Annotated in this window: 18 protein-coding genes; 1 reads left to right on the plus strand and 17 read right to left on the minus strand. The window is 67.7% G+C overall.

Features of this window, described 5'->3' with window-relative positions; translation table 11 throughout:
* Window positions 1–40: 40 nt before the first annotated feature.
* The 3 genes from QTH90_RS16195 to QTH90_RS16205 all read right to left on the minus strand — a co-directional run bounded on the left by QTH90_RS16195 (window position 41) and on the right by QTH90_RS16205 (window position 3,134).
* Window positions 41–925 (minus strand): hypothetical protein, encoded by an 885-nt coding sequence (locus QTH90_RS16195; RefSeq protein ID WP_286665589.1) that lies wholly within the window; start codon window positions 923–925, stop codon window positions 41–43.
* 69 nt (window positions 926–994) lie between these two features.
* Window positions 995–2,440 (minus strand): NAD-dependent succinate-semialdehyde dehydrogenase, encoded by a 1,446-nt coding sequence (locus QTH90_RS16200; RefSeq protein WP_286665590.1) that lies wholly within the window; start codon window positions 2,438–2,440, stop codon window positions 995–997.
* Window positions 2,441–2,519: 79 nt separating this feature from the next.
* Complete coding sequence (locus QTH90_RS16205) at window positions 2,520–3,134, minus strand: hypothetical protein (protein ID WP_286665591.1); 615 nt, start codon at window positions 3,132–3,134, stop codon at window positions 2,520–2,522.
* 240 nt (window positions 3,135–3,374) lie between these two features.
* Here QTH90_RS16205 and QTH90_RS16210 point away from each other — a divergent pair, with 240 nt between their 5' ends.
* Complete coding sequence (locus tag QTH90_RS16210) at window positions 3,375–3,821, plus strand: outer membrane lipoprotein (protein ID WP_286665592.1); 447 nt, start codon at window positions 3,375–3,377, stop codon at window positions 3,819–3,821.
* On the opposite strand, the gene QTH90_RS16215 is transcribed toward QTH90_RS16210, so the two are convergent.
* The 14 genes from QTH90_RS16215 to QTH90_RS16280 all read right to left on the minus strand — a co-directional run bounded on the left by QTH90_RS16215 (window position 3,808) and on the right by QTH90_RS16280 (window position 19,976).
* Window positions 3,808–5,247: an efflux transporter outer membrane subunit gene (locus QTH90_RS16215; protein ID WP_286665593.1), complete on the minus strand. Its 1,440-nt coding sequence runs from the start codon at window positions 5,245–5,247 to the stop codon at window positions 3,808–3,810. The genes QTH90_RS16210 and QTH90_RS16215 overlap by 14 nt on opposite strands.
* A gap of 36 nt (window positions 5,248–5,283) precedes the next feature.
* The gene (locus QTH90_RS16220) at window positions 5,284–6,945 is read right to left on the minus strand and encodes a proton-conducting transporter transmembrane domain-containing protein (RefSeq protein WP_286665594.1); all 1,662 of its coding nucleotides are present in this window, start codon (window positions 6,943–6,945) and stop codon (window positions 5,284–5,286) included.
* Entirely contained in the window at window positions 6,942–8,471 is a 1,530-nt protein-coding gene (locus QTH90_RS16225) for a complex I subunit 5 family protein (RefSeq protein WP_286665595.1), read from the minus strand. Before QTH90_RS16225 ends, QTH90_RS16220 begins: the two co-directional genes overlap by 4 nt.
* Window positions 8,472–8,813 (minus strand): NADH-quinone oxidoreductase subunit K, encoded by a 342-nt coding sequence (locus QTH90_RS16230; protein WP_286665596.1) that lies wholly within the window; start codon window positions 8,811–8,813, stop codon window positions 8,472–8,474. It lies immediately after the preceding gene.
* Window positions 8,810–9,751, minus strand: a complete 942-nt coding sequence (locus tag QTH90_RS16235; RefSeq protein ID WP_286665597.1) for a hydrogenase subunit MbhD domain-containing protein — start codon at window positions 9,749–9,751, stop codon at window positions 8,810–8,812. The genes QTH90_RS16230 and QTH90_RS16235 overlap by 4 nt, the downstream gene beginning before the upstream one ends.
* Entirely contained in the window at window positions 9,748–10,047 is a 300-nt protein-coding gene (locus tag QTH90_RS16240; protein WP_286665598.1) for a cation:proton antiporter, read from the minus strand. Before QTH90_RS16240 ends, QTH90_RS16235 begins: the two co-directional genes overlap by 4 nt.
* A complete protein-coding gene (locus QTH90_RS16245) occupies window positions 10,044–10,325 on the minus strand; it encodes an MrpF/PhaF family protein (protein ID WP_286665599.1) in 282 nt (93 codons plus the stop codon). The genes QTH90_RS16240 and QTH90_RS16245 overlap by 4 nt, the downstream gene beginning before the upstream one ends.
* Window positions 10,318–10,818: a Na+/H+ antiporter subunit E gene (locus QTH90_RS16250; RefSeq protein ID WP_286665600.1), complete on the minus strand. Its 501-nt coding sequence runs from the start codon at window positions 10,816–10,818 to the stop codon at window positions 10,318–10,320. The genes QTH90_RS16245 and QTH90_RS16250 overlap by 8 nt, the downstream gene beginning before the upstream one ends.
* The gene (locus tag QTH90_RS16255; protein ID WP_286665601.1) at window positions 10,815–11,429 is read right to left on the minus strand and encodes a hypothetical protein; all 615 of its coding nucleotides are present in this window, start codon (window positions 11,427–11,429) and stop codon (window positions 10,815–10,817) included. The genes QTH90_RS16250 and QTH90_RS16255 overlap by 4 nt, the downstream gene beginning before the upstream one ends.
* 18 nt (window positions 11,430–11,447) lie before the next feature.
* Window positions 11,448–14,528, minus strand: coding sequence for an efflux RND transporter permease subunit (locus QTH90_RS16260; protein WP_286665602.1), 3,081 nt, complete (start codon window positions 14,526–14,528; stop codon window positions 11,448–11,450).
* Window positions 14,525–15,646, minus strand: a complete 1,122-nt coding sequence (locus tag QTH90_RS16265; RefSeq protein ID WP_286665603.1) for an efflux RND transporter periplasmic adaptor subunit — start codon at window positions 15,644–15,646, stop codon at window positions 14,525–14,527. Before QTH90_RS16265 ends, QTH90_RS16260 begins: the two co-directional genes overlap by 4 nt.
* 55 nt (window positions 15,647–15,701) lie before the next feature.
* Complete coding sequence (locus QTH90_RS16270; protein ID WP_286665604.1) at window positions 15,702–16,958, minus strand: arginine deiminase; 1,257 nt, start codon at window positions 16,956–16,958, stop codon at window positions 15,702–15,704.
* Window positions 16,959–16,992: 34 nt separating this feature from the next.
* A complete protein-coding gene (locus QTH90_RS16275) occupies window positions 16,993–18,417 on the minus strand; it encodes a basic amino acid/polyamine antiporter (protein ID WP_286665605.1) in 1,425 nt (474 codons plus the stop codon).
* 206 nt (window positions 18,418–18,623) lie between these two features.
* Complete coding sequence (locus QTH90_RS16280; protein ID WP_286665606.1) at window positions 18,624–19,976, minus strand: tetratricopeptide repeat protein; 1,353 nt, start codon at window positions 19,974–19,976, stop codon at window positions 18,624–18,626.
* Window positions 19,977–20,029 lie beyond the last annotated feature (53 nt).

Genomic DNA, 20,029 nt, shown 5'->3' on the forward strand with positions numbered 1-20,029 from the left:
ACGAGGATACATGTGTAGCAAAATGACGCAAGAGTGGTAACTAGGATCCGCCGCTTTCCATCCGCTTGTATTCGTTGCGTTTCATCGACAGGTAGTCATTCCGTTCTACCTCATGCAGTTGGCGCGCGTAGCGCTCGGTGCTGTCGAACCAGGTGGCGAGCCGCCCCGGCAACTGTTTTGCATCGGGCGCGCCCAGATAGGCATCGATCGCGAGGTAGTAGCGCATCGTGTTGCGCTCCACCACGCCGCGCACGCCACCGACGTAGTCCTGCTCGCCCGACGCATTGGTGCCGGTGGCGGTGAAGCCGACCTTGTCGCTGCCGATCGTCGCGAGATAGCCCTGCATGGCGATGCGCGCCGCCGTGCCGTACGCGTAGCTGTAGCCGAGATGGATGAAGGTCTTGCCGCCGTCCAGCGGGGTCGCTTCCAGCTCGATGCGGTAGTCGCGGGTGGAGAGCGGGCCCTTGTCGGCGCTCAGACGCGCGCTGAAGTAGTCCGGCGAGACGGTCGCCGGCTGCCAGACGAAGTCGACCTTCTGGGCCTCCGACAGCGGCTGGTCGAACTTGCGGCCGACCGCGACCGCCACGGTCTTGGCGCTGTCCGTCTCGCGCACCGCGCAGTGCTTGGTGTTGAGGTGCAGCATGAGCACCTCGCACCAGCCGGAAGGCTTGCCGAGTGCGGCGCTGACCTGGTCGAAGGGATAGGCCACCACGGCGAAGATGTTGCCGCTCAGCTGGCCGGACGCCTCGGTGGATTCGAGTACCAGCGGGCGCCCGAAGACGTTCTTCTCGAGTTGGCCTTTCACGGAAGCATGCTTGGCCTGCATGGCCGCAGCGCTCCCCAGTTGCGTCTGCGCCAGCGCCAGGGCCGGCAGCAGCAGCAACCAGACCCAGAGCACAGTCCGGCGAATCGTCGCGTGATTCATGATGCCGCGCATTGTCACGCGGGATCACGCATCTGGCTAGCGACCGCCGCCGGACGGCGCTGCCGGGCGTCAGACCGCCATGATCGACACCGCCTTGGTGATCAGGTAGGCCTCCATGGCTTCCGGTCCGCCTTCGGAGCCGTAGCCCGAATCCTTCACGCCGCCGAAAGGCATCTCGGGCGACGGGGCTGCCGGCTGGTTGATCCACAGCATGCCGACTTCCATCTGCTGCGACAGCAGGTGCGCGTTCTTGATCGACTGGGTGAAGGCGTAGCCGGCCAGGCCGTACGGCAGGCGGTTCGCTTCCTTGATCGCTTCCTCGAGCGTGTCGAAGCCGCGGATGGCCGCGATCGGGCCGAAAGGCTCGTTGTTGAACACGTCGGCTTCCAGCGAGACATCCGTGAGCACGGTGGGCGCGAAGAAGTTGCCGTCCGTTCCCACGCGTTCGCCGCCGGTGGCGACCTTGGCGCCGGTGGCGCGCGCATCGTCGAGCACCTTGGCCATGGCGCTGAGGCGCCGTGAGTTGGCCAGGGGGCCGAGCGTCGTGCCTTCGGCGAGGCCGTCGCCCAGCTTGAGGCTTTCGGCGTGCTTGACCATCGCGCGCGCGAATTCATCGCGGATGCTGTTGTGCACCAGGAAGCGCGTGGGCGAGATGCAGACCTGCCCCGCGTTGCGGAACTTCGCGCCACCTGCAGCCTTGGCCGCCAGGGCGACGTCCGCATCGGCAGCGACGATCACGGGGGCATGGCCGCCGAGTTCCATCGTCGCGCGCTTCATGTGCGCACCCGCCAGCGCGGCGAGCTGCTTGCCCACCGGCGTGGAGCCGGTGAAAGTGACCTTGCGGATGATCGGGTGCGGGATGAGATAGCTGGAGATCTCGGCCGGATCGCCGAACACCAGGCCGACCGTGCCCTTGGGCACGCCGGCGTCGACGAAGGCCTGCAGCAGCGCGGCAGGCGATGCCGGGGTTTCTTCCGGCGCCTTGACCAGGAAGGAACAGCCGCTGGCCAGCGCGGCGCCAAGCTTGCGCACGATCTGGTTGATCGGGAAGTTCCAGGGTGTGAAGGCGGCGACGGGGCCCAGCGGCTCCTTGATCACGAGCTGCTGCGCCGACAGGTTGCGCGACGGCACGATCCGGCCATAGACACGGCGGCCTTCGTCGGCGAACCATTCGATGATGTCGGCGCCGGCCAGCACTTCGCCGCGGGCTTCGACGAAAGGCTTGCCCTGCTCCTGCGTGAGGATGCGGCCGATGTCGGCGGCGCGTTCACGCAGCAGGCCGGCTGCCTTGCGCATGGTCGCCGCGCGCTCGTTGGCCGGGATCCGGCGCCAGGCTTCGAAGCCGCGCTGCGCCGCGTCGAGCGCGCGGTCCAGGTCGGGGATGCCGGCGTGCGCGACCTTGCCGATGGGCTTGCCGGTCGCGGGATTGATCACGTTCTGGGTCTTGCCGCTCGCGGCGTCGCACCACTCGCCGTCGATCAGGAGGCGGGTGTCGGGGTAGCTGGGGGTCGTCATGCGAAGTCCTTGAATACGCTGAAGGGTGGGTCGAATCTCACCGATCCTAGCGCCCTTTTCCGGACCGCCTCGCCGCCGGCTAGGTGGGGTTGCGCCTTGTTTCAGCCGCCGACGACTCCGCGCGCACCCAGTAGAACTGCCGCGGCACCGGCATGGACGGCGCCCGCATGCGCCGCGTCGGCGTGAGCCGGATCGAGCCGTCCACCGCGCAGTAGAGCGGCTCGCCTTCCGGCAGCGTGCGATGGGCATCGAGCATCTGGCGCAGCGGGATCTCGGCGCTGTCGCACCACGGGTTCATCGAGCGGACGATGAAGAGTTCGCGCGTGGCGATCAGCTGGCTGGGAAAGGTCGAGTCGGCCTCCATATCCGGCGACCCGATGCCTTTCCACGTCGCATCGACATCGAAGGCCAGCATCACGGCATCGGGCGTTTCCATGCCGTGGAGCGAACCGCTCTGGGCAGCGGCCAGCCAGCCCAGCAGCTGCGGGGTGAGGTCGAACCGGACCGAGGCGGAAAGCGCCGAGCCCGGCACGTCGACGAACACGCTGCGCGACGTGCGCAGCGCTGCCTCGGCCTTGAGCGTCTGCTTCCGGCGCCGCGACGAGCGCACGTGCGCCACCGCCACCAGCCCCGCCACGGGGCCGGCTGCCGCGAGCACCTTCAAGGCGTCGATGCCATAGCCGGACAGGGTCATGCCAGTTCCCCCGCTCGAATGCCGCCACGGCTGTTTCCGACTCTCACGCTCACTCCTCGCAGGGCAGGCTCGTCCGACACGACGAGTTGCATGCACGCGATGGATATATCGGCGGGGTTCCCGAAAACTTGAGGCCTGCCCGAAGGGGCAGGCGGAACTGCACGTTCGGCCAATTGCCCGGTGCGGTCGGGGTGCCATCATGAAATTGACAACAACCCACCTCAGCAAAGGAAAAAGCCCATGGCAACCCGACTCTTCTCGCGCCTCGCGGCATTGGCCCTGGCACTCGTCCTGGGCGCCTGCGCGGCGCCAGGCGGCCCGGCATCCGGTTCGACGATCATTCGCCAGGGCGTGGTCGAGCAGATCTCGCCGACGACCATCCGCAGCCCGGCCCATACGGGCGTCGGCGCAGTGGTCGGCGGCCTCACCGGCGTGGGCCTGGGGAGCCTGATCGGCGGCGGAACGGGTCGCGACGTGGCGATGGTCGCAGGCGCCATCGGCGGCACGCTGGCCGGTGCCGAGGTCGCGAACCGCTCGGCCCAGTCGATGCCGGGACAGGAAGTCTTCGTGCGCACCGACAGCGGCGTGCTGATCGAGGTGACCCAGCCGGTGCAGCCCGGCCTGCGCGTGGGTCAGCGTGTCTTCATCCAGGGCAACGGCGACGCCGCGCGCGTCATTCCGCAATGAAGGCCACGGGCCGCGGCGTGATGGCGTCGGCGATCTCCACCCAGCCGCCGCCCATGGCCTGGTACACGTTGACGACCTGCGTGTAGCGGTCGGTCGTCAACGCCACCGATGCGAGTTCGGCGGCGAAGAGTTCGGTCTCGGCCACCAGCACTTCGAGGTAGCCGATCAGGCCGCTCTCGAACTTCAGCCGCGACAGCCGCGCGAACTCCCGCAGCGCCTTCACACGTTCGCGCTGCAAGGCCACGCCCTCGATCGTCTTCTGCGAACCGGTGAGCGCATCGTTCGTGTCGCGGAACGCGTTCAGGATGGTCTGCCGGTAGACAAGCTCCGCCTGCTCCTTCTGGGCCTCGGCCGACTTCACCTGTCCTTCGATCGCACCGAACGTGAAGATCGGCCCGGCCAGGCTGGCCGCCGCCTGCCATGCGGTCGCCGGCCCCGACAGGAAGTTGCTTGCGGCGGTGCTCGTCGATCCATAGGCGCCCGTCAGCGAAATGGTCGGGTAGTACAGCGCACGCGCCGCGCCGATGCTGGCATTGGCGGCCACGAGGTTCTGCTCGGCCTGCAGGATGTCGGGCCGCCGCCGCAACAACACTGAAGGCAGGTCGGCAGGGATGAGCGGCGCCGCGAGCTGCTCGATGGTCTTGCCGCGCGGGATCGGGCCCGGATTACGGCCGAGCAGGATCGAGATGCGGTTCTCCACCGCGGCGACCTGCTGCTCGATGGCCGGAATGGCGGTCAGCGCCTGCTGGTACTGCGAGCGCACCTGGTTGACTTCCGTCTTCGAGACGATGCCCGACTTGAAGCGCAGATCGAAGATGCGCGCCGTCTCGCCGAAGTTCGCAGCCGTGGCCACCGCGATCTCGCGCTGCCGGTCCAGCCCGCGCAGGGCCAGGTAGCTTGTCGCGACACCCGCCACCAGCGTGAGCACGACGCCGCGCTGCGCCTGCTCGCTCGCGTAGACCTGCGCCTGCGCGGCTTCGCTCAGCCGCCGCACGCGGCCGAAGAGGTCGATCTGCCAGGTCGCGCCGAGCGCCGCCTGGTAGAGCGAGAAGTAGGGATTGGCGGGTTCGGGGATCGGCGGGAACCCTTCCCGGCTCGCACGGGTGCGGCTCGCCGCGCCGCTGTAGCCGATCTGCGGGAAGGCCTGGGAGCTGGCCGTGCCGAGCGTGCCGATGAACTGGTCGACCCGCGCCGCCGCGACACGCACGTCGAGGTTTTCGCGCAGCGCCGTCTCGATGAGTTCGTTCAGCACCGGGTCGCCGAACTGCTCCCACCACTTCGTGTTCGCGACCTCCACCGCCTTGGGGTAGTCGATGCGCCAGGCCGTCGGCGCCTCCACCGCGGGTCGCACATAGTTCGGGCCGACGGTGCAGGCGGTGAAGGAGAATGCGGCGGCGACCAGCGCTGCGACCGTGTGCGTCCTCATGGCGTGTTCCTCGATGAAATAGGGATGGTGGGCATGTCAGGCCAGGAGCGTCCAGCCGAACAGCAATGACACTGCCAGCAACGCGATGCTGGCGACCGGCCAGCGCCGCAGGAAGGTGTCGGTGCATTCGAAGCGCGCGGCGGTCGCGCTGCATGCCCATTGCAGATGGCCCAATGCGATGCCCAGGTCGCCGGCGGGAATGCGCGGCAGATGCCGACCCGCCCGGTCGAGCACGACGGCCAGCACCGCGCCGATCAGCATCGGCCAGAGTGCCGACCAGAGCGCGGCCGGGGCCAGCGCGTCGGGCCGCATCTCGCCCGGGATCGCCAGATAGAACGCCCAAGGCACCGCCACCGACGCCACCGCCATCGCGAGCCACGACACCACGAGCACGGCAGGCGCCCGCGCATCGGGGTCCGGCGCCGCGTCCGCACTCAGGCGGCGGATGAAATGGATCATCAGCAGGGTGGAGGCCACCGAGGACACGACGGCCATGGTGCCGGCAAGCCCGTCGCCGAGGATGTCCTTGGCCGCGTACTTCGTCAGCGCGCCACCGGTCAGCGGCAGGCCGGCCAGCCCCAGCCCGATCACCGCGGCGGGAATGAGCATCGGCCACAGGTGCCGGCGGCCCGTGAGCACGATCACGCCGACGGCCAGGAACAAGGCGCCCTTCACCAGCAGATGATGCGCGGCATAGAAGGCGGCGGCCATGGCGGTGGAGCCGTCGCCCGCGGCGAGGCCCATGCCGATCACGGCAGCGACGAAACCCATCTGGCTGACGCTGGAGTACGCCAGCACGACCTTCGGCTGCGTCTGGGTGATGCCGATGGCGACGCCATAGAGCGCACCCACCATGCCGATCGCGGCGAGCGGGAGCCCGAAATCCGGCAACGCCACATCGAGCGGCAGGAACCGGATCAGCGCGATGACACTGGCCTTGACCACCGCGCCGCTCATGACGGCGGCGGCCGGTATCGGCGCGGCGCCGTAGGCGATCGGCATCCAGAAGTGCAGCGGCACCAGCCCCGCTTTCATGCCCAGGCCGACGAGCAACAGCACGAGCGTGAGGTCGCGCGTGGGAGACGTGGGCAATGCGGCTGCGGCATCACGGATCAGCAGGCTCCCCGCCGGCGTGGCCTGCGCCAGAAGAATGAGACCGGCGAGCAGGAAGGCCTCGGCCAGCAAGGCAAGTCCCAGGTACAGGGCGCTGGCGCGCAGGGCATCCGGCCCCTCGCCCTGGAGCACGAGCCCGCTGGCGCCCACGCTCAGCACCGCCAGCAGGAAATAGAAGGCGATGAGGTCGGCCGCGAGGAACACGCCGACGCAGCCGGTCAGCGTCATCAGCCAGCAGACGATGAACCCGTCGGCGTCCGGCCGGTCGCGCAGGGAGCGCGCGGCGTAGAGGCCCGCCAGGCTCCACAGCAGCGCCGCGACGGCGAGCAGCATCGCGCCCGGCGCATCGAGCGTGAGCGTCAGCGCGTAGCCCGGGTTGCCGATGATCAGCGCGGAGTCGCCCCCGGCGAAGAAGGCCGCCACCAGCGCGGGCAACGGCGCCAGGACGAAGAGCGCGGGCATTCGGCGACGCAGGACCGGAACCGCGCAGGCCAGCAGCAACACCAGCGGAACGGCGATGGCAGCGGCCAGCAGCCCCGCGGCGCCCAGGAAGATCACAAGCAGGCTGGCGGACCCGATGATCATCGCGCCCCCGCCAGCGGTATGTAGGAGCGGCCGATCTGCGTCATGTCGACCGGGCACAGCGCGGCCAGACCCAGCAGGAACGAACACAGGGCCAACGCCAGCACGGCCAGTTGCTGGTAGCGCGGAACGCGCGCCTTCGGCTCCCAGCCGGCCTCCGCGGGCGTCATCGCGCGCACGACGACGAGGAACACGTAGGCGCTGGTCAACAGGCCCCCCGCGAGCATCACCAGCACCCACCACCATTGCGCCGTCGCGATCGCCGCCGACAGCAGCAGCCACTTCGCGAGAAAGCCACCCGATGGCGGCAGCCCGATCAGCGATGCGCCGCCGAGCGCGAAAGCGACCATCGTCATCGGCAGCGCGCGCCCTGCCCCGCGCAGGTCCGCGACGCGGTCGTGCCCGAGCGTCGAGTAGATGAGTCCGGCGGCCATGAACATCGCAGCCTTCGCGGTGGCATGCGAGATGGCCTGCAGCATCCCGCCGCTGACGGTCGATGCACTGTCGAGCTGCGCGGCATCCATGCCGAAGACCAGCGGGAACATCAGGAAGAGGTAGCCGATCTGCGCGACGGTCGAATAGGCGATCAGCAGCTTCAGGCGCGCCTGCCGCAGCGCCACGACATTGCCGACCAGGATCGCCGCCGCGCCCAGCGCCGCCAGCAATTGGACGGAAGGCCAGGTCACGACATTGGCGAAGACGTCGAGCCAGAGACGCACCACCAGGAACCACCCGCCCTTGATCACCAGCGCGGAGAGCACCGCGCTCGCCGCCGCAGGCGCCCCGGCATGCGCGGGCGGCAGCCACAGGTGCAGCGGGAACAGTGCAGTCTTCGCGAGCAGCCCGCCCGTCATCAGCGCCGCCGCGGCCCAGGTCAGCGGCTCGGGGCGGACTTGGGTCGCCAGAAGCGAGATGTCCAGCGTGCCGTAGGCGCCGTACAGCAGAAAGGCACCGAGCAGATAGAGCATGGAACCGAGCAGCGCATAGACCAGGTAGCGCAGCGCGGCCTGCAGGGTCTCGCCCCGGCCATCGAGGCTGACCAGCGGAACGCCGGCGAAGGTCAGCAGTTCGAGCGCGACATACAGCGTGAACACGTCGCCGCTCACGAACACCAGGTTGAGCGACCCCCACACCGCGAGCAACAGCAGCCAGAACATGAACGGCGCCCGTGCCTCGCGCGTGCCCTTCGGCGTGCCGAAATCGCCGCACGCATAGATGCCGATGACGCCGATCACGACCGCGACAGCCACCAGCATGACGACCGACAATCCGTCCGCGCGCAGCGCCACACCGAGCGGCGGCGTCCAGCCGCCGAGCAGGTAGACGAGCGCATCGCCGGTCTGCACCAGCGCGCGGGCGATGGCGAACGCGATGCCGAGCCCGAGCACCAGCGTGACCATGGCCACCCGCTGCGCATTGCGCCCGCCCAGGAGCAGCCCGACGAACACGCCCACGAAGGGCACCAGCACCGCCAGCACGAGCCACAGGCCGTCGGGTGTCGTCAGGTCCATCGATGCGGAAGCGGGCACCTAGACCTCCCCATCGGCAGCTTTCGCCTGGGGCGGCAGATTGCCGGACAGCGTGACCGAACCGGCTTCCTCGAACAGCCGCAGCAGCAGCGCGACGGCGAGCGCGGACGCCGCGAAGGCCACGACGATGGCGGTGATCAACAGCGCCTGCGGCACCGGATCGCCGTTCATGCCGGCGGCCGCGCCCCGGCGCGCGATCACCGCGCACACCACGAAGATGCCGTTGCCGATGAGGTTGAACGCCAGGATCTTGCGCAGCGGCTGCGGGTTGACGATGAGCCCGTACACGCCCAGGCCGACGAGCACTGCACCACACAGTCCGAACAGCGTGGTCGGGCTCATGGAGGTGTCCTGCGTTGCGGCGCGCCGGCCAGCAGCAACGCCAGCGTCATAGCGAGAGAGGGCATCAGCGCCACTTCGATGACCACAATCAGCGGCTTCGCGTAGCCCTCGGGATAGGCGAGGAACGCACCCGCGATGGCAACGCCCGTGAACCCGATGGCAATGAACACCGCCGGCCCGGCCACCAGCACGGTGCGCAGCCAGACGCGGCTGACGGGCGGCGCATCGGCCAGGCCCGCCATCATCACGAGCAGCCACATCGCCGCGAGGATGGTCGCGCCCTGGAACTTGCCGCCCGGATCATCGGCGCCCACCCACAGGATGTAGATGGCGACGACGATCCCGATGGGCGGCAGCACCCGCGCGAAGTACGCGAGGATGCCGTTGGGGTCGGCCGGCTGCGCGGGGCCGGGACGACCGCCCCATGCGCGGTCCGGTGCCAGCGACCACACGCCGACCAGCGCGAACAGCAGCACGACGGCTTCGAGCAGCGTGTCCATCGCACGGAAGGAGAGCAGCACCGCCGTGATCGGGTTGCCGACGCCGGTCGAGGCGATGTTGGCGGCCACCTGGGGCGCGAGCGTCGGCGAGGGATCGGGCAATGCGAGCACGCACACGGCGATGACCCCGGCGACGCCGACTGCAGCCACCGCGGCCAGCACGCGCGTGAGCAGCCCCGGCCGGTCCGCGAGCGCTGCGGCCTCCGTCCGGCGCAGGCGCGAGGCGGCACCGACCAGCAACGCACCGGTCAGGCCGGCGCCGATCGCGGCTTCCGTCATCGCCACGTCGATCGCCGACAGCTGGAGCCACACCAGCGTGAGCAGCAGCCCATAGGGAATGAAGCCCGCGACCGCCGCGAAGGTGTCGCGCGCGAAGACGGTCCAGGCCGCCAGCCCGAGGAACAGGAGCGCCAGTGCGATGTTCAGGGTCAGGCTCATGGCTTCGGCCCCTCGCGGCGCACGGCGCGCGCAATGAGCTGGGACACCGTGGCGGAACCCAGCAGGACGAGAAACCAGACGAGCACCAGCTTGCAGGCCGTCGAGAGGCTGTCCACCTGCGGGAGCAGCCCCAGCACCACGAGCCCCAGCCCCAGGTTGTCGGCCTTGGTGAGCGCGTGCAGCCGCGTGAAGGTGTCGGGAAAGCGCAGCAGGCCCACGCTGCCGGCGAGAAAGAAGAACGCGCCCGCGCAGATGGCGACGATGGTGAAGATGTCGGCGGCGAGGTTCGTGGTCATCGGTCGCTCCCCGCATCGTCCCGCACGGTGGTGGCGCCGGCCTTCACGAAGGCGATGGCGGCAAAGGCCGCGAGGATCGACAGCGTCAGCACCACGTCGATGACGGCATCCATGTCGATCGCCGCGCCCGCCAGCAGCAGCGCCGCGATGCCGCCGGTGCCGAAGAGCTGCACGGCCATCATGCGATCGACGTTGCCAGGGCCGCGCAGGATGCAGATCAGGCCCAGCGCGACCATCGCGAGCACGAAGGCGGTGGCGCCGATCAGGAAGCTAGTCATGGCCCTCCCCCACCATCAACGCCTTGGTCAGCAGCTGTTCCTCTTCGGCCATGTGCTGTGCGAGCGGCTGGTCCATGTCCAGGCAGTGATAGACGATGGCGGTCTCGGTCTCGCCCACCGGAACGGAGCCCGGCAGCAGGCTCATGATCGAGGCGAACTCGTTGCGAGCCAGCCCCGGCGGAAAACCCACCGGCGCCGAGACGAACCCCGGTCGCATCGGCATGCGCGGATCGAGCGCGCGGCGGGCCACGTCGATGCCGGCCAGCACCGACTGCCACAGGAAATGCGGCACGAACCCCAGCAGCGCGCGGAAGCGCACGTGCCCCGCCTCGCGCGGAAGAAGGTGCAGGCTCGTCCAGGTCGCGGCGACGGTGGACAGCACGCCGAAGCCGAGGTCGGCCGGCTTCACGCTAGGCATCAGCACCAGCCACAGCGCCAGGAACATCAAGCCGCGCGTCAGCACGGTGCCGGCCAATGTGGGCGTGCGCGTCATGACGACGCTCCTTCGGCGCCTGCGCAGACCAGATGCACGTCCATGCGGCTCAGCCGCTCGTACAGCCGCATCTCCTCGCGGATCGGCCACCAGTCGTACAGGAAGATCTCCATCGGCCGCCACAGGGCGACCCAGCCGCCGATGACCAGGCTCTCCTGTACGAGCCGCGTGTAGCGCTCCTTGTCGAAGAGGCCCGCGATGAATTCGCCGACGAAGAAGGCGATCGCCAGGAACACGAGCCCGATCAGCAGGCTGATGCGGCCCAGACGCAGCAGGCGCCGCATCTGCCGCCGGGTGGCAAGCGCACGCTGGCGGAAGTACTCGCCGACGGCATCGCGCAGCATCGAGGCGGCTTCCGGTGTCGCGGTGTGGCTGTCGATGCGCACGACCAGCGCCAGCGGGCGGCTCGCCTGCACTTCGCGGGCCCAGTCGACGATGTAGTCCTGCGCCTTCGGATCGAGGTCACGCTCCCGGAACGGCGCCGGGTCCATTGAGTTGAAGAGTTGCCGCAGCTCCGCGACGTGCAGTTCGAGCACCGCGCGGCCGTCTGCGACCGGGCCCTCTCCGGAGGGCAGCCCGGCGGTTGCTGCGGATGCGGGGATCGGAGTCAAGCGGATGCCCCTCGTCCATCACGCCGGATCTGTCGCGGGACCAAGGGCCTCATCACGCGGCGGCGGCTTTTCCTTGCCGAACACCGTCACGTACACCGTCGGCAGGAACACCAGCGTCAGCAGCGTGGCCACCAGCAGGCCGCCCATGATGGCGAAGGCCATCGACCCCCAGAAGACGGTCGGCGCGATCGGGATCAGGCCCAGCACGGTCGATATCGAGGTCAGCATCATCGGGCGCATGCGCGACGTGCCGGAGGCCATGACCGCATCGATGACGCTCTGGCCTTCGGCGCGGTAGGTCTCGATCTGCACGATCAGGATCACCGCGTTCTTCGCGATCATCCCGATCAGCGCCAGGATGCCGAGGATGGCGACGAAGCCCAGCGGCCGGTTGAACAGCAGCAGCGTAAGGACCACGCCGATCAGCCCCAGCGGCATGATGCAGACCACCATCGCCAGCCGCCGGAAGCTCACCAGCAGCACCATCATGCTCACCAGCATCAGCACGATCATCAGCGGCACGACGGCGTACACCGAGGCGCTCGACGCGGCGCTCTCCTCGAACAGGCCGCCGGTCTCGACCTTGTAGCCCTTCGGCAGCTTGGCGTTGAACTCGACCATCCTCGGCGCGAGTTTCTCGACCACCTCGTCCGGCAGCACGCCGTGGATGACGTCGGCGCGCACCGTCAGCGTGGGCAGGCGGTTGCGCCGCCAGATGAGCGGCAGCTCCTGCTCCTCGGTGAAGGTCGCGAACTGGCTCAGCGGCACCATGCGCCCGGTGGGCGTCGGCACCTGCAGCGAACTCAGGGTCTGGAAGGACACGCGCTGCTCGTCGGTGGCGCGGGCGACGACGTTGATCAGGTAGATGTCGTCGCGCACCTGCGTGACCGGCGATCCGGTGACCGCCGCGTTCAGGATGCCCGACAGCGTGCGCGTGCTCACGCCGAGTTGCCGCGCCTCGTCCTGGTTGATGTGCACCCGGACCTGCCGGGCGGGTTCCATCCAGTCGTAGTTGACGTGACGCACGCGCGCATCGGAGCCCAGCACGTCGGCCAGTTCGAGCGCGTACTTGCGCACCTGGTTCGTGTCCGGCCCGGTCACGCGGTATTGCAGCGGCCAGCCCACCGGCGGCCCGAGTTCGAGCGGGGACACGCGCGCCACCACATCGGGGAACTGCTCGGCCAATGCCTTCTCCAGTTTCAGCTGGAGCCTGTCGCGCGCATCGAGATCCTTGGCGACCACGACGAACTGCGCGAAGAACGGATTGGCGAGCTGCACGTTGAGCGTGAGGATGAAGCGGATCGCACCGCGCCCGACGTAGGTGCTGAAGTGGTCGACATCGGCGTCTTCCTTCAGCAGGGCCTCGAAGCGCTCCGCCTGGGCCTGCGTCGCATGGATCGAGGCGTTCTGCCGCAAGGTCATGTCGATCGTCAGCTCGGGACGGTCCGATGCCGGGAAGAACTGCCGCGGCACGAACTGCAGCAGGAAGATCGTCACGGCGAACGCGGCGATGGTCAGCCCGATGGTCAGCCACTTGGCGCGAATCGCGCCCCGCAGGAAGCTGCCGTAGATCTGGACCACCTTGCTCGGCTTGGGCGGCTCGGCATCGGGCTTGGGCGCCTTCAGGATCGCCTTGCCGACCAGCGGCGAGAAGATCACCGCACCGAGCCAGGACACGATGAGCGCAATGGCGACGACCGCGAAGATCGAGAAGGTGTACTCGCCCGCGGAACTCCTCGCGAAGCCGATCGGCACGAAGCTCGAGATCGACACCAGCGTGCCGATCAGCATCGGCGCGGCCAGCGTGCGGTAGGCGAAGGTCGCGGCCTGGTCCTTGGTGTCCCCGGCCGCGAGCCGGTTGATCATCGCGTCCACGGTGGTCATCGCGTCGTCGACGAGCAGGGTCAGCGCGATGATCAGCGCGCCGAGCGAGACGCGGTGCAGGTCGATGTTCAGCACGTCCATGATGGCAAACACGATCGCCAGCGTGAGCGGGATCGACAGCGCCACCACCGTGCCCGGACGCACGCCGAGGCTCACGAAGCTGCACACCAGGATGATGATGATGGCCTGCCACAGCGAGGCCATGAAGTCGTTGATGGCGACGTCGACCGTGACGGCCTGGTCGGCGACCAGCGTGGGCTGGATGCCGTGCGGCAGGTTCGCCGTGATGTCGGCCATCTCGACGCGGATGTTGCGGCCGAGCGCGAGGATGTCGCCGGCATCGCGCATCGCGATCGCCAGCCCGATCGCCGGCTTGCCGTTGACGCGGAACATCGGCTGCGGCGGATCGACGAAGCCGCGCCGCACGGTCGCGATGTCGCCGAGGCGGATGATGCGGTTGCCGAGGACGAGATTGACCGCCTCGATGTCGCGCTCCGAATCGAAGGCGCCGGTGACGCGCATGAACACGCGCTCCTGCTCGGTCTGGATGGTGCCGGCCGGCCGCACGATGTTCTGCGCCTGCAGCGCGCCGACGATGGTCGGAAAGTCCAGCCGCAGGCCGGCGAGCCGCTCGGTGGAGAACTCGATGTAGATCTGCTCGTCCTGCGCGCCCATCACCTCGATCTTCGAGACGTCGGGCACCTGTAGCAGGCGCGAGCGGGCGGACTCGACGTAGTCGCGCAGTTCGCGGAAGGTGAAGCCGTCCGCCGTGAAGGCGTAGATGATGCCGAAGGTGCTGCCGAAGTCGTCGTTGAAGAACGGCCCGACCACGCCGGCCGGCAATGTCTGCCGCATGTCGCCGATGTTGCGGCGCACCTGGTACCAGATGTCCGGGACCTCGCCCGGCGGCGTCGACTGCTTCAGGTCGACGAAGATCGTCGTCTGGCCCGCGACCGTGTAGCTGCGCACCCGGTCGAGATGGTTGGTCTCCTGCAGCGTGCGTTCGAGCCGCTCGGTAACCTGCTGCAGTGTCTCGTCCACGGTGGCGCCGGGCCAGCCTGCCGCCACCACCATGGTGCGGAAGGTGAAGACCGGATCTTCCGCTCGCCCCAGCCGGATGAAGGACAGCGTCCCCGCGATCACCGCGATGATCATCAGGAAGATCACCAGCGAGCGCTTGGAAAGCGCCCACTCCGACAGGTTCGGGCCGATCACTGCGCAGCCTCGAGCATCCGGACCTTCTGGCCGGGCCGCAGCGCCTGCACGCCCGCGGTCACGACCACATCGCCGGGCGCAAGCCCCGACGTGACCTGAACGCGCGAGGCGTCATACGCACGCACCTCGATCGCGCGGGCCGATACCGTGCCGGCCTTCGGATCGACCACCCACACGGATGCGCTCTTGCCCGACCGGGTCAGCGCCGACGCCGGTATGTCGATGGCGGGAGCGCTGTCGAGCTTCATGCGCCCGTTCACCGTCGTGCCCAGGCGCATGGCGGCGGGAGCGTTGAGCAGGCGGACCCTGACGCTGAACGTGCCGGTCACCGGATCGGCCCGGGGCGAGACCTCGCGCACCTGGCCCTTGGCGGTGATGTTCGGATCGCTCACGAGCGAAACGGTGATCTCGGGGTTCGACGGCGTAGTGTTCTTGACCTGAGCGGGCACATCGAAGACGGCATCGCGCGCGCCCTCCCTCGCCACCTGGATGATCATCCGACCGGCTTGCACCACCTCGCCCGGCTCCGGCCCGCGTGCCGTCACGATGCCGGACACGTCGGAGACCAGGCGCGTGTAGCTCAGCCGGTTCTGCGCGAGCGTCACCAGCGACTGGGCAGACTCGACCTGCGACTGCGCCACCTTCAGCAGCGCCTCGGCCTGCTCGAAGGAAGCGCGCGAGACCGCGTCCTCCTTGAGCAGGTCTCGCAGGCGCGCGTGGTTGTTGCGGGCCTCCACGCCCTGGGCCTGCGCTGCCGACAATTGCGCCCGCGCGGACTGCAGGCTGCTTTCCTCGTTCAGCGGATCGAGCCGTGCCAGCACCTGGCCGGGCTTCACCCGGTCGCCGATCTCGACATTGCGCTCGATCAGCCTGCCGTCGATGCGGAAGGACTGGTTGATCTCGGTCTGCGCCTGCACGGTGCCGGTGAGGGTCACGGTGTCGCCGATCGAGCGCGTCTCGATCGTCATCACGCGGACCGGCCGGATCTCCGCCACCGGCGCTTCGTCGCCGCGCTTGCACGCCGAGAGCAACGCCAGCGCCGCCAGCGCCGCCAGCGCGAGGACGGTTGTCGTTCTGTGTAGATGGCCAACTCGCTGGACAGTGGATTTCACAGACACGGGGGTCGTCCTATCAATAAATGAACAGGGGCGGCTGCTTGCTGCCGCCCTGAGCTCAGAAGTCCACCGGATCGCGGACGATGGGGCAGGTCATGCAGTGGCCGCCGCCACGACCACGGCCCAGTTCGGCGCCGACGATCGTCACCACTTCGATGCCCTGCTTGCGCAGCAGCGTGTTGGTGTAGGTGTTGCGGTCGTACGCATAAACCACGCCCGGCGAGGCGCACACCAGGTTCGCGCCGCTGTCCCACTGGGTGCGCTCGCGCTGGTAGTCGCTGCCGCCGGCCTCCACGACGCGCAGCTTCTTGAAGCCCAGCGCCTGCGCCACGACGTCGACGAAGGGCTTGTTCTCCGCATGCAGCTCGACCCCGCTCGGATGGCTGCTCGGGCGGTAGGAGTAGGTGCGCGTCTGGTTCATGAAGTCGGGCGCGAGCAGCACGCAGTCGCGGTCTGCGAAGGTGAAGACGGTGTCCAGGTGCATCGCCGCACGGATCTTGGGCATGGCCGCGACGATCACGCGCTCGGCCGCGCCTTTCTTGAACAGCGTCGCCGCGAGCTGGCTGATCGCCTGGCGCGAGGTGCGCTCGCTCATGCCGATGAGGACATTGCCCTTGCCGATGGGCATCACGTCGCCGCCTTCGAGCGTGGCGAGGCCGTGGTCCTGGGTCGGGTCGCCCCACCACACGTTGACCTTGCCTGCGAAGTCGGGATGGAACTTGTAGATGGAGGTGGTGAGGATGGTCTCCTCGTGGCGCGCGGGCCAGTACAGCGGATTGAGGGTGACGCCGCCATAGATCCAGCAGGTGGTGTCCCGCGTGTAGAGGGTATTGGGCAGGGGTGGCAGCAGGTACTCGGTCGCACCGGCGGCTTCGCGGGCGACTTCCAGCGCCTTGCCGCCGTGCGCATCCGGAAAGTCATGGGTCGACAGGCCGCCGATCAAGGTCTCGGCCAGCGCGCGGTTGTCGAGCCCTTCGAGGTAGCTGCGCAATTCGTCGATGAAGCCGAGGCCGACCTGATTGGGCACGACCTGGTTGTCGAGAATCCACTTCTTGCCTTCCGGCACCGCAACGGTCTCGGCGAGCAGGTTGTGCATCTCCAGCACCTCGACGCCGCGGTCCCGCATCTTGGTGACGAAGTCGAAGTGGTCGCGCTTGGCGTTTTCCACCCACAGCACGTCGTCGAAGAGCAGCTGGTCGCAGTTGCTCGGGGTGAGGCGCGAGTGCGCCAGGCCCGGCGCACACACCATCACCTTGCGCAGCTGGCCTACTTCGGAGTGGACCCCGAATGCGGTGGGTTTTGTCTCTGTTGCCATGACGTTCTCCTGTGTGAGTACCCAGCCGGAGTGGCTAGATGGTGATGTAACCGGTCGCGAGCCAGTAGATGCCGACGACGGCACCGATGACTGCGAGGATGAAGATGATCCAGTCTGATGCCTTGGTGAACACCGGCAGGTTCTGCTCGCGGCGACACCAGAAGTAGAGCGCCGTGCCAGGCGCATACAGGACGGCAGACAACACGATGAACTTCATGCCGCCGGCATAGAGCAGGAAAGCCGTGTAGGCCGTTGCCACGATCGCAATGACGAGATCGCGCGTGCGCTCCTCGGGCCGTACGTCATAGCCTTCCCGACGCTTCGTCAATTGCAGGCCGTAGCCCGCAACCAGGAGGAAGGGGATCAAGGCCATGGCACTGGTCAGGTTCAGCATCAGCGAGAACGCATCCCGCGACCAGTAGGTGGTGATGACGATGAGCTGCACGATGATGTTTGTCGCCCACAGGGCCACCACTGGCACCTTGTTCTTGTTCTCCGTGGCAAAGGCCTTCGGCATGTCCTTGGTCTTCGCTGCGGCGAAGAGCACCTCGGCGCAGATCAGCGACCACGCCAGGTACGCGCCCAACACCGAGACGATGAGCCCCAGGCTCACGAAGACTGCGCCCCAGGGCCCGACCACGGCCTCGAGCACGGTCGCCATCGACGGCTGACGCATGACGGCCACGTCCGGCCGCTCCAGCACGGCATAGGGAAGCAGCGTGACCAGCACCATGAGGGTGGTCACCACGATGAAGCCGGTGATGGTGGCGGCGCCGACGTCGGAGCGCTTCTTCGCGTAGCGCGAATAGACGCTCGCACCTTCGATGCCGAGAAAGACGAAGACGGTGACCAGCATGGTCGCGCGCACTTGCTCGAAGATGCCACCTTCCAGGCCCGCCCCATAGAAGTTGAAGCGGAACATGTCCATCTTGAAGGCGAAGATCAGGATCACGATGAAGACCAGGATCGGAATGACCTTGGCGATCGTGACGACGGTGTTGATGAACGCCGCCTGCTGGACGCCACGCAGGATCATGAAGTGGAAGAGCCAGATGCCTACCGATGCCACCAGGATCGCGACCACCGTGTTGCCGTCGCCGAAGACCGGGAAGAACGCGCCCAGCGTGGACTTGATCAGAACCCAGTACGAGACGTTGCCGATGCAACTGCCGATCCAGTAGCCGAACGCGGAGAGAAAGCCGGGGTAGTCGCCGAAGCCGGCCTTGGCATAGGCGAAGACGCCGGCATCGAGGTCGGGCTTGCGCTCGGCAAGAGATTGAAAGACCCGCGCCAGCATGTACATGCCGGTGCCCGCAATGAGCCACGCAATGACCGCGCCGAACGGCCCGGTGGCATTCGCAAAGGTGCGCGGCAACGAGAAGATCCCCGCGCCGACCATGCCACCCACCACCATCGCGGTGAGCTGCATTCGCGACATTTTTTGTTCAGTCGAAGCCATGGAATTTCCTCACTCGTTTGAAATGATTCGAACTTCAATCCCTGAAGACCCGTGCCGCGCCTGAGCACCCATCCATGCTGTTTTTCAGGGGAAACAGCGGAGGCCTTGCGCGTTCACGGCCCTTACTTCTGGCCCGGTTCGAATGAGCATCAGTGGCTCATGGGCCTTTGTCAATAGCACCATCGGGCACCACGAAACGCAAGAACTCAGAAGCCCTTGCGCACGTTGATCCACACTTCGGTCGAGCTGTAGTTGGCGCCGATCGAATTGCTCTGATCCCGTATCCAGAGAATCTCCGGACGCAAGGTCCAGGTCGGCACGAACTCCCAGACCAGATAGGCGCCGACCTCGTAGAGGTTGTCCCTGCGCCGCAGGAGGATGGAGTTGTCGAGCGTGTCGGGGTGAAAGTGGATGTTGTCCGAAGCGAACATGTCGCGCTCCCACCATACGAAGCCGCCCCAGCTCAGGGTCTTGCTCACCGTGTAGTCCAGCGCGGCCGTGGCGCCGAACACGTTGGAATCGCCATCCGGCCGGCTCGTTGCGTAGTTGCGGCCGGCGTGTCCCGTCAGGGAGAAGCTGCCCTTGCCTTCCATGAACGAATTCACCCATCCCGCCGACACCAGTGCCGTGGTCCGGCTCCGATCGCGCTCCGGGCCCTCCGGATAGCGGCGCCGGCGGACGTCCGCGCCGACCGTGAACTGGTTGTCCGGGTCGTAGCGCATGCGATAGTCCGTGAAGATCGAGACATCGTTGCGGTAGTTGCCATCGCCGCGATAGCTGGTCCGGCCCCTGAAGCCGGCAGAGAGATTGTTCTCGCCCAGGGCCTTGCTGCCGGCGAGGCGCCAGCGCAGGTCGGAATCGTCCCTGCTGTCGGGGTTGTCGTAGTACCTGAAGCGGTAGTCGAGGGTCGCGTCGATCGAATAGCCGTTCTGCAACGCGTAGTTCGCGCCGCCGCCGACGCGTGCGTTGTAGAAGGTGTCGCTGCGATCGCCGCCGCCGAAGGTCCGCGTCCCGACGGTCTCGTTGACACGGTAGTGACCGACGCCGGTTTCGGCGTAGCCGAATCCCGTCAAGGACTTGCCCTCCTCCAGGGACTGCCGCGCCGCCTGGTCGTAGATCCCGACCTGGGACAACACGTCGGGCGGCAGGTTGTCGAAGCGCAGCACCGTCTCGAACTCGATCTTCGCTTCGGCGTACTGGCCGAGCGCGAAGTAGGCGCGGCCGAGTGCGAGATGCGCGGCGACGTTGTCCGGTCGTGTCGCGAGACTGCGCTCGAACAGCGCCTTGGCCTTCTCGCCCCGCTGGGTGCCCAGCGCGGCACGGCCGAGCAGGTAGGTGAAGGTGGCATCGTTCGAGTTGGCATCCTCGAACGGCGAGAGCAGATCGTAGGCTTCCTGGTACTTGCCTTCGCGCACCAGTTGCTCGGCGCGAGGGACATCAGGATCGGCGGCGAACGCCGCCTGGGCAGCGAGCATCGCCATCGAGACGGCGAATGCGCGAGCGGCGGAACGCCACGGTGAGCTCGCTTGGCCACGGCAGTCGGAACGGATCTTGATCATCGTCAATGTCTCCTTACGCTTGGAACCCGGCGTAAAACATTAGACACACGACT

Source organism: Variovorax flavidus (assembly GCF_030317145.1).
Taxonomy (GTDB): domain Bacteria; phylum Pseudomonadota; class Gammaproteobacteria; order Burkholderiales; family Burkholderiaceae_C; genus Variovorax; species Variovorax flavidus.

Coding starts and splice junctions, on each gene's coding strand:
- QTH90_RS16200 (WP_286665590.1), bottom strand. CDS start 2,440: ATGACGACCCCCAGCTACCCCGACACCCGCCTCCTGATCGACGGCGAG.
- QTH90_RS16195 (WP_286665589.1), bottom strand. CDS start 925: ATGAATCACGCGACGATTCGCCGGACTGTGCTCTGGGTCTGGTTGCTG.
- QTH90_RS16220 (WP_286665594.1), bottom strand. CDS start 6,945: ATGATCATCGGGTCCGCCAGCCTGCTTGTGATCTTCCTGGGCGCCGCG.
- QTH90_RS16205 (WP_286665591.1), bottom strand. CDS start 3,134: ATGACCCTGTCCGGCTATGGCATCGACGCCTTGAAGGTGCTCGCGGCA.
- QTH90_RS16245 (WP_286665599.1), bottom strand. CDS start 10,325: ATGACTAGCTTCCTGATCGGCGCCACCGCCTTCGTGCTCGCGATGGTC.
- QTH90_RS16270 (WP_286665604.1), bottom strand. CDS start 16,958: ATGGCAACAGAGACAAAACCCACCGCATTCGGGGTCCACTCCGAAGTA.
- QTH90_RS16235 (WP_286665597.1), bottom strand. CDS start 9,751: ATGAGCCTGACCCTGAACATCGCACTGGCGCTCCTGTTCCTCGGGCTG.
- QTH90_RS16215 (WP_286665593.1), bottom strand. CDS start 5,247: ATGAGGACGCACACGGTCGCAGCGCTGGTCGCCGCCGCATTCTCCTTC.
- QTH90_RS16210 (WP_286665592.1), top strand. CDS start 3,375: ATGGCAACCCGACTCTTCTCGCGCCTCGCGGCATTGGCCCTGGCACTC.
- QTH90_RS16230 (WP_286665596.1), bottom strand. CDS start 8,813: ATGAGCCCGACCACGCTGTTCGGACTGTGTGGTGCAGTGCTCGTCGGC.
- QTH90_RS16275 (WP_286665605.1), bottom strand. CDS start 18,417: ATGGCTTCGACTGAACAAAAAATGTCGCGAATGCAGCTCACCGCGATG.
- QTH90_RS16280 (WP_286665606.1), bottom strand. CDS start 19,976: ATGATCAAGATCCGTTCCGACTGCCGTGGCCAAGCGAGCTCACCGTGG.
- QTH90_RS16240 (WP_286665598.1), bottom strand. CDS start 10,047: ATGACCACGAACCTCGCCGCCGACATCTTCACCATCGTCGCCATCTGC.
- QTH90_RS16250 (WP_286665600.1), bottom strand. CDS start 10,818: ATGACGCGCACGCCCACATTGGCCGGCACCGTGCTGACGCGCGGCTTG.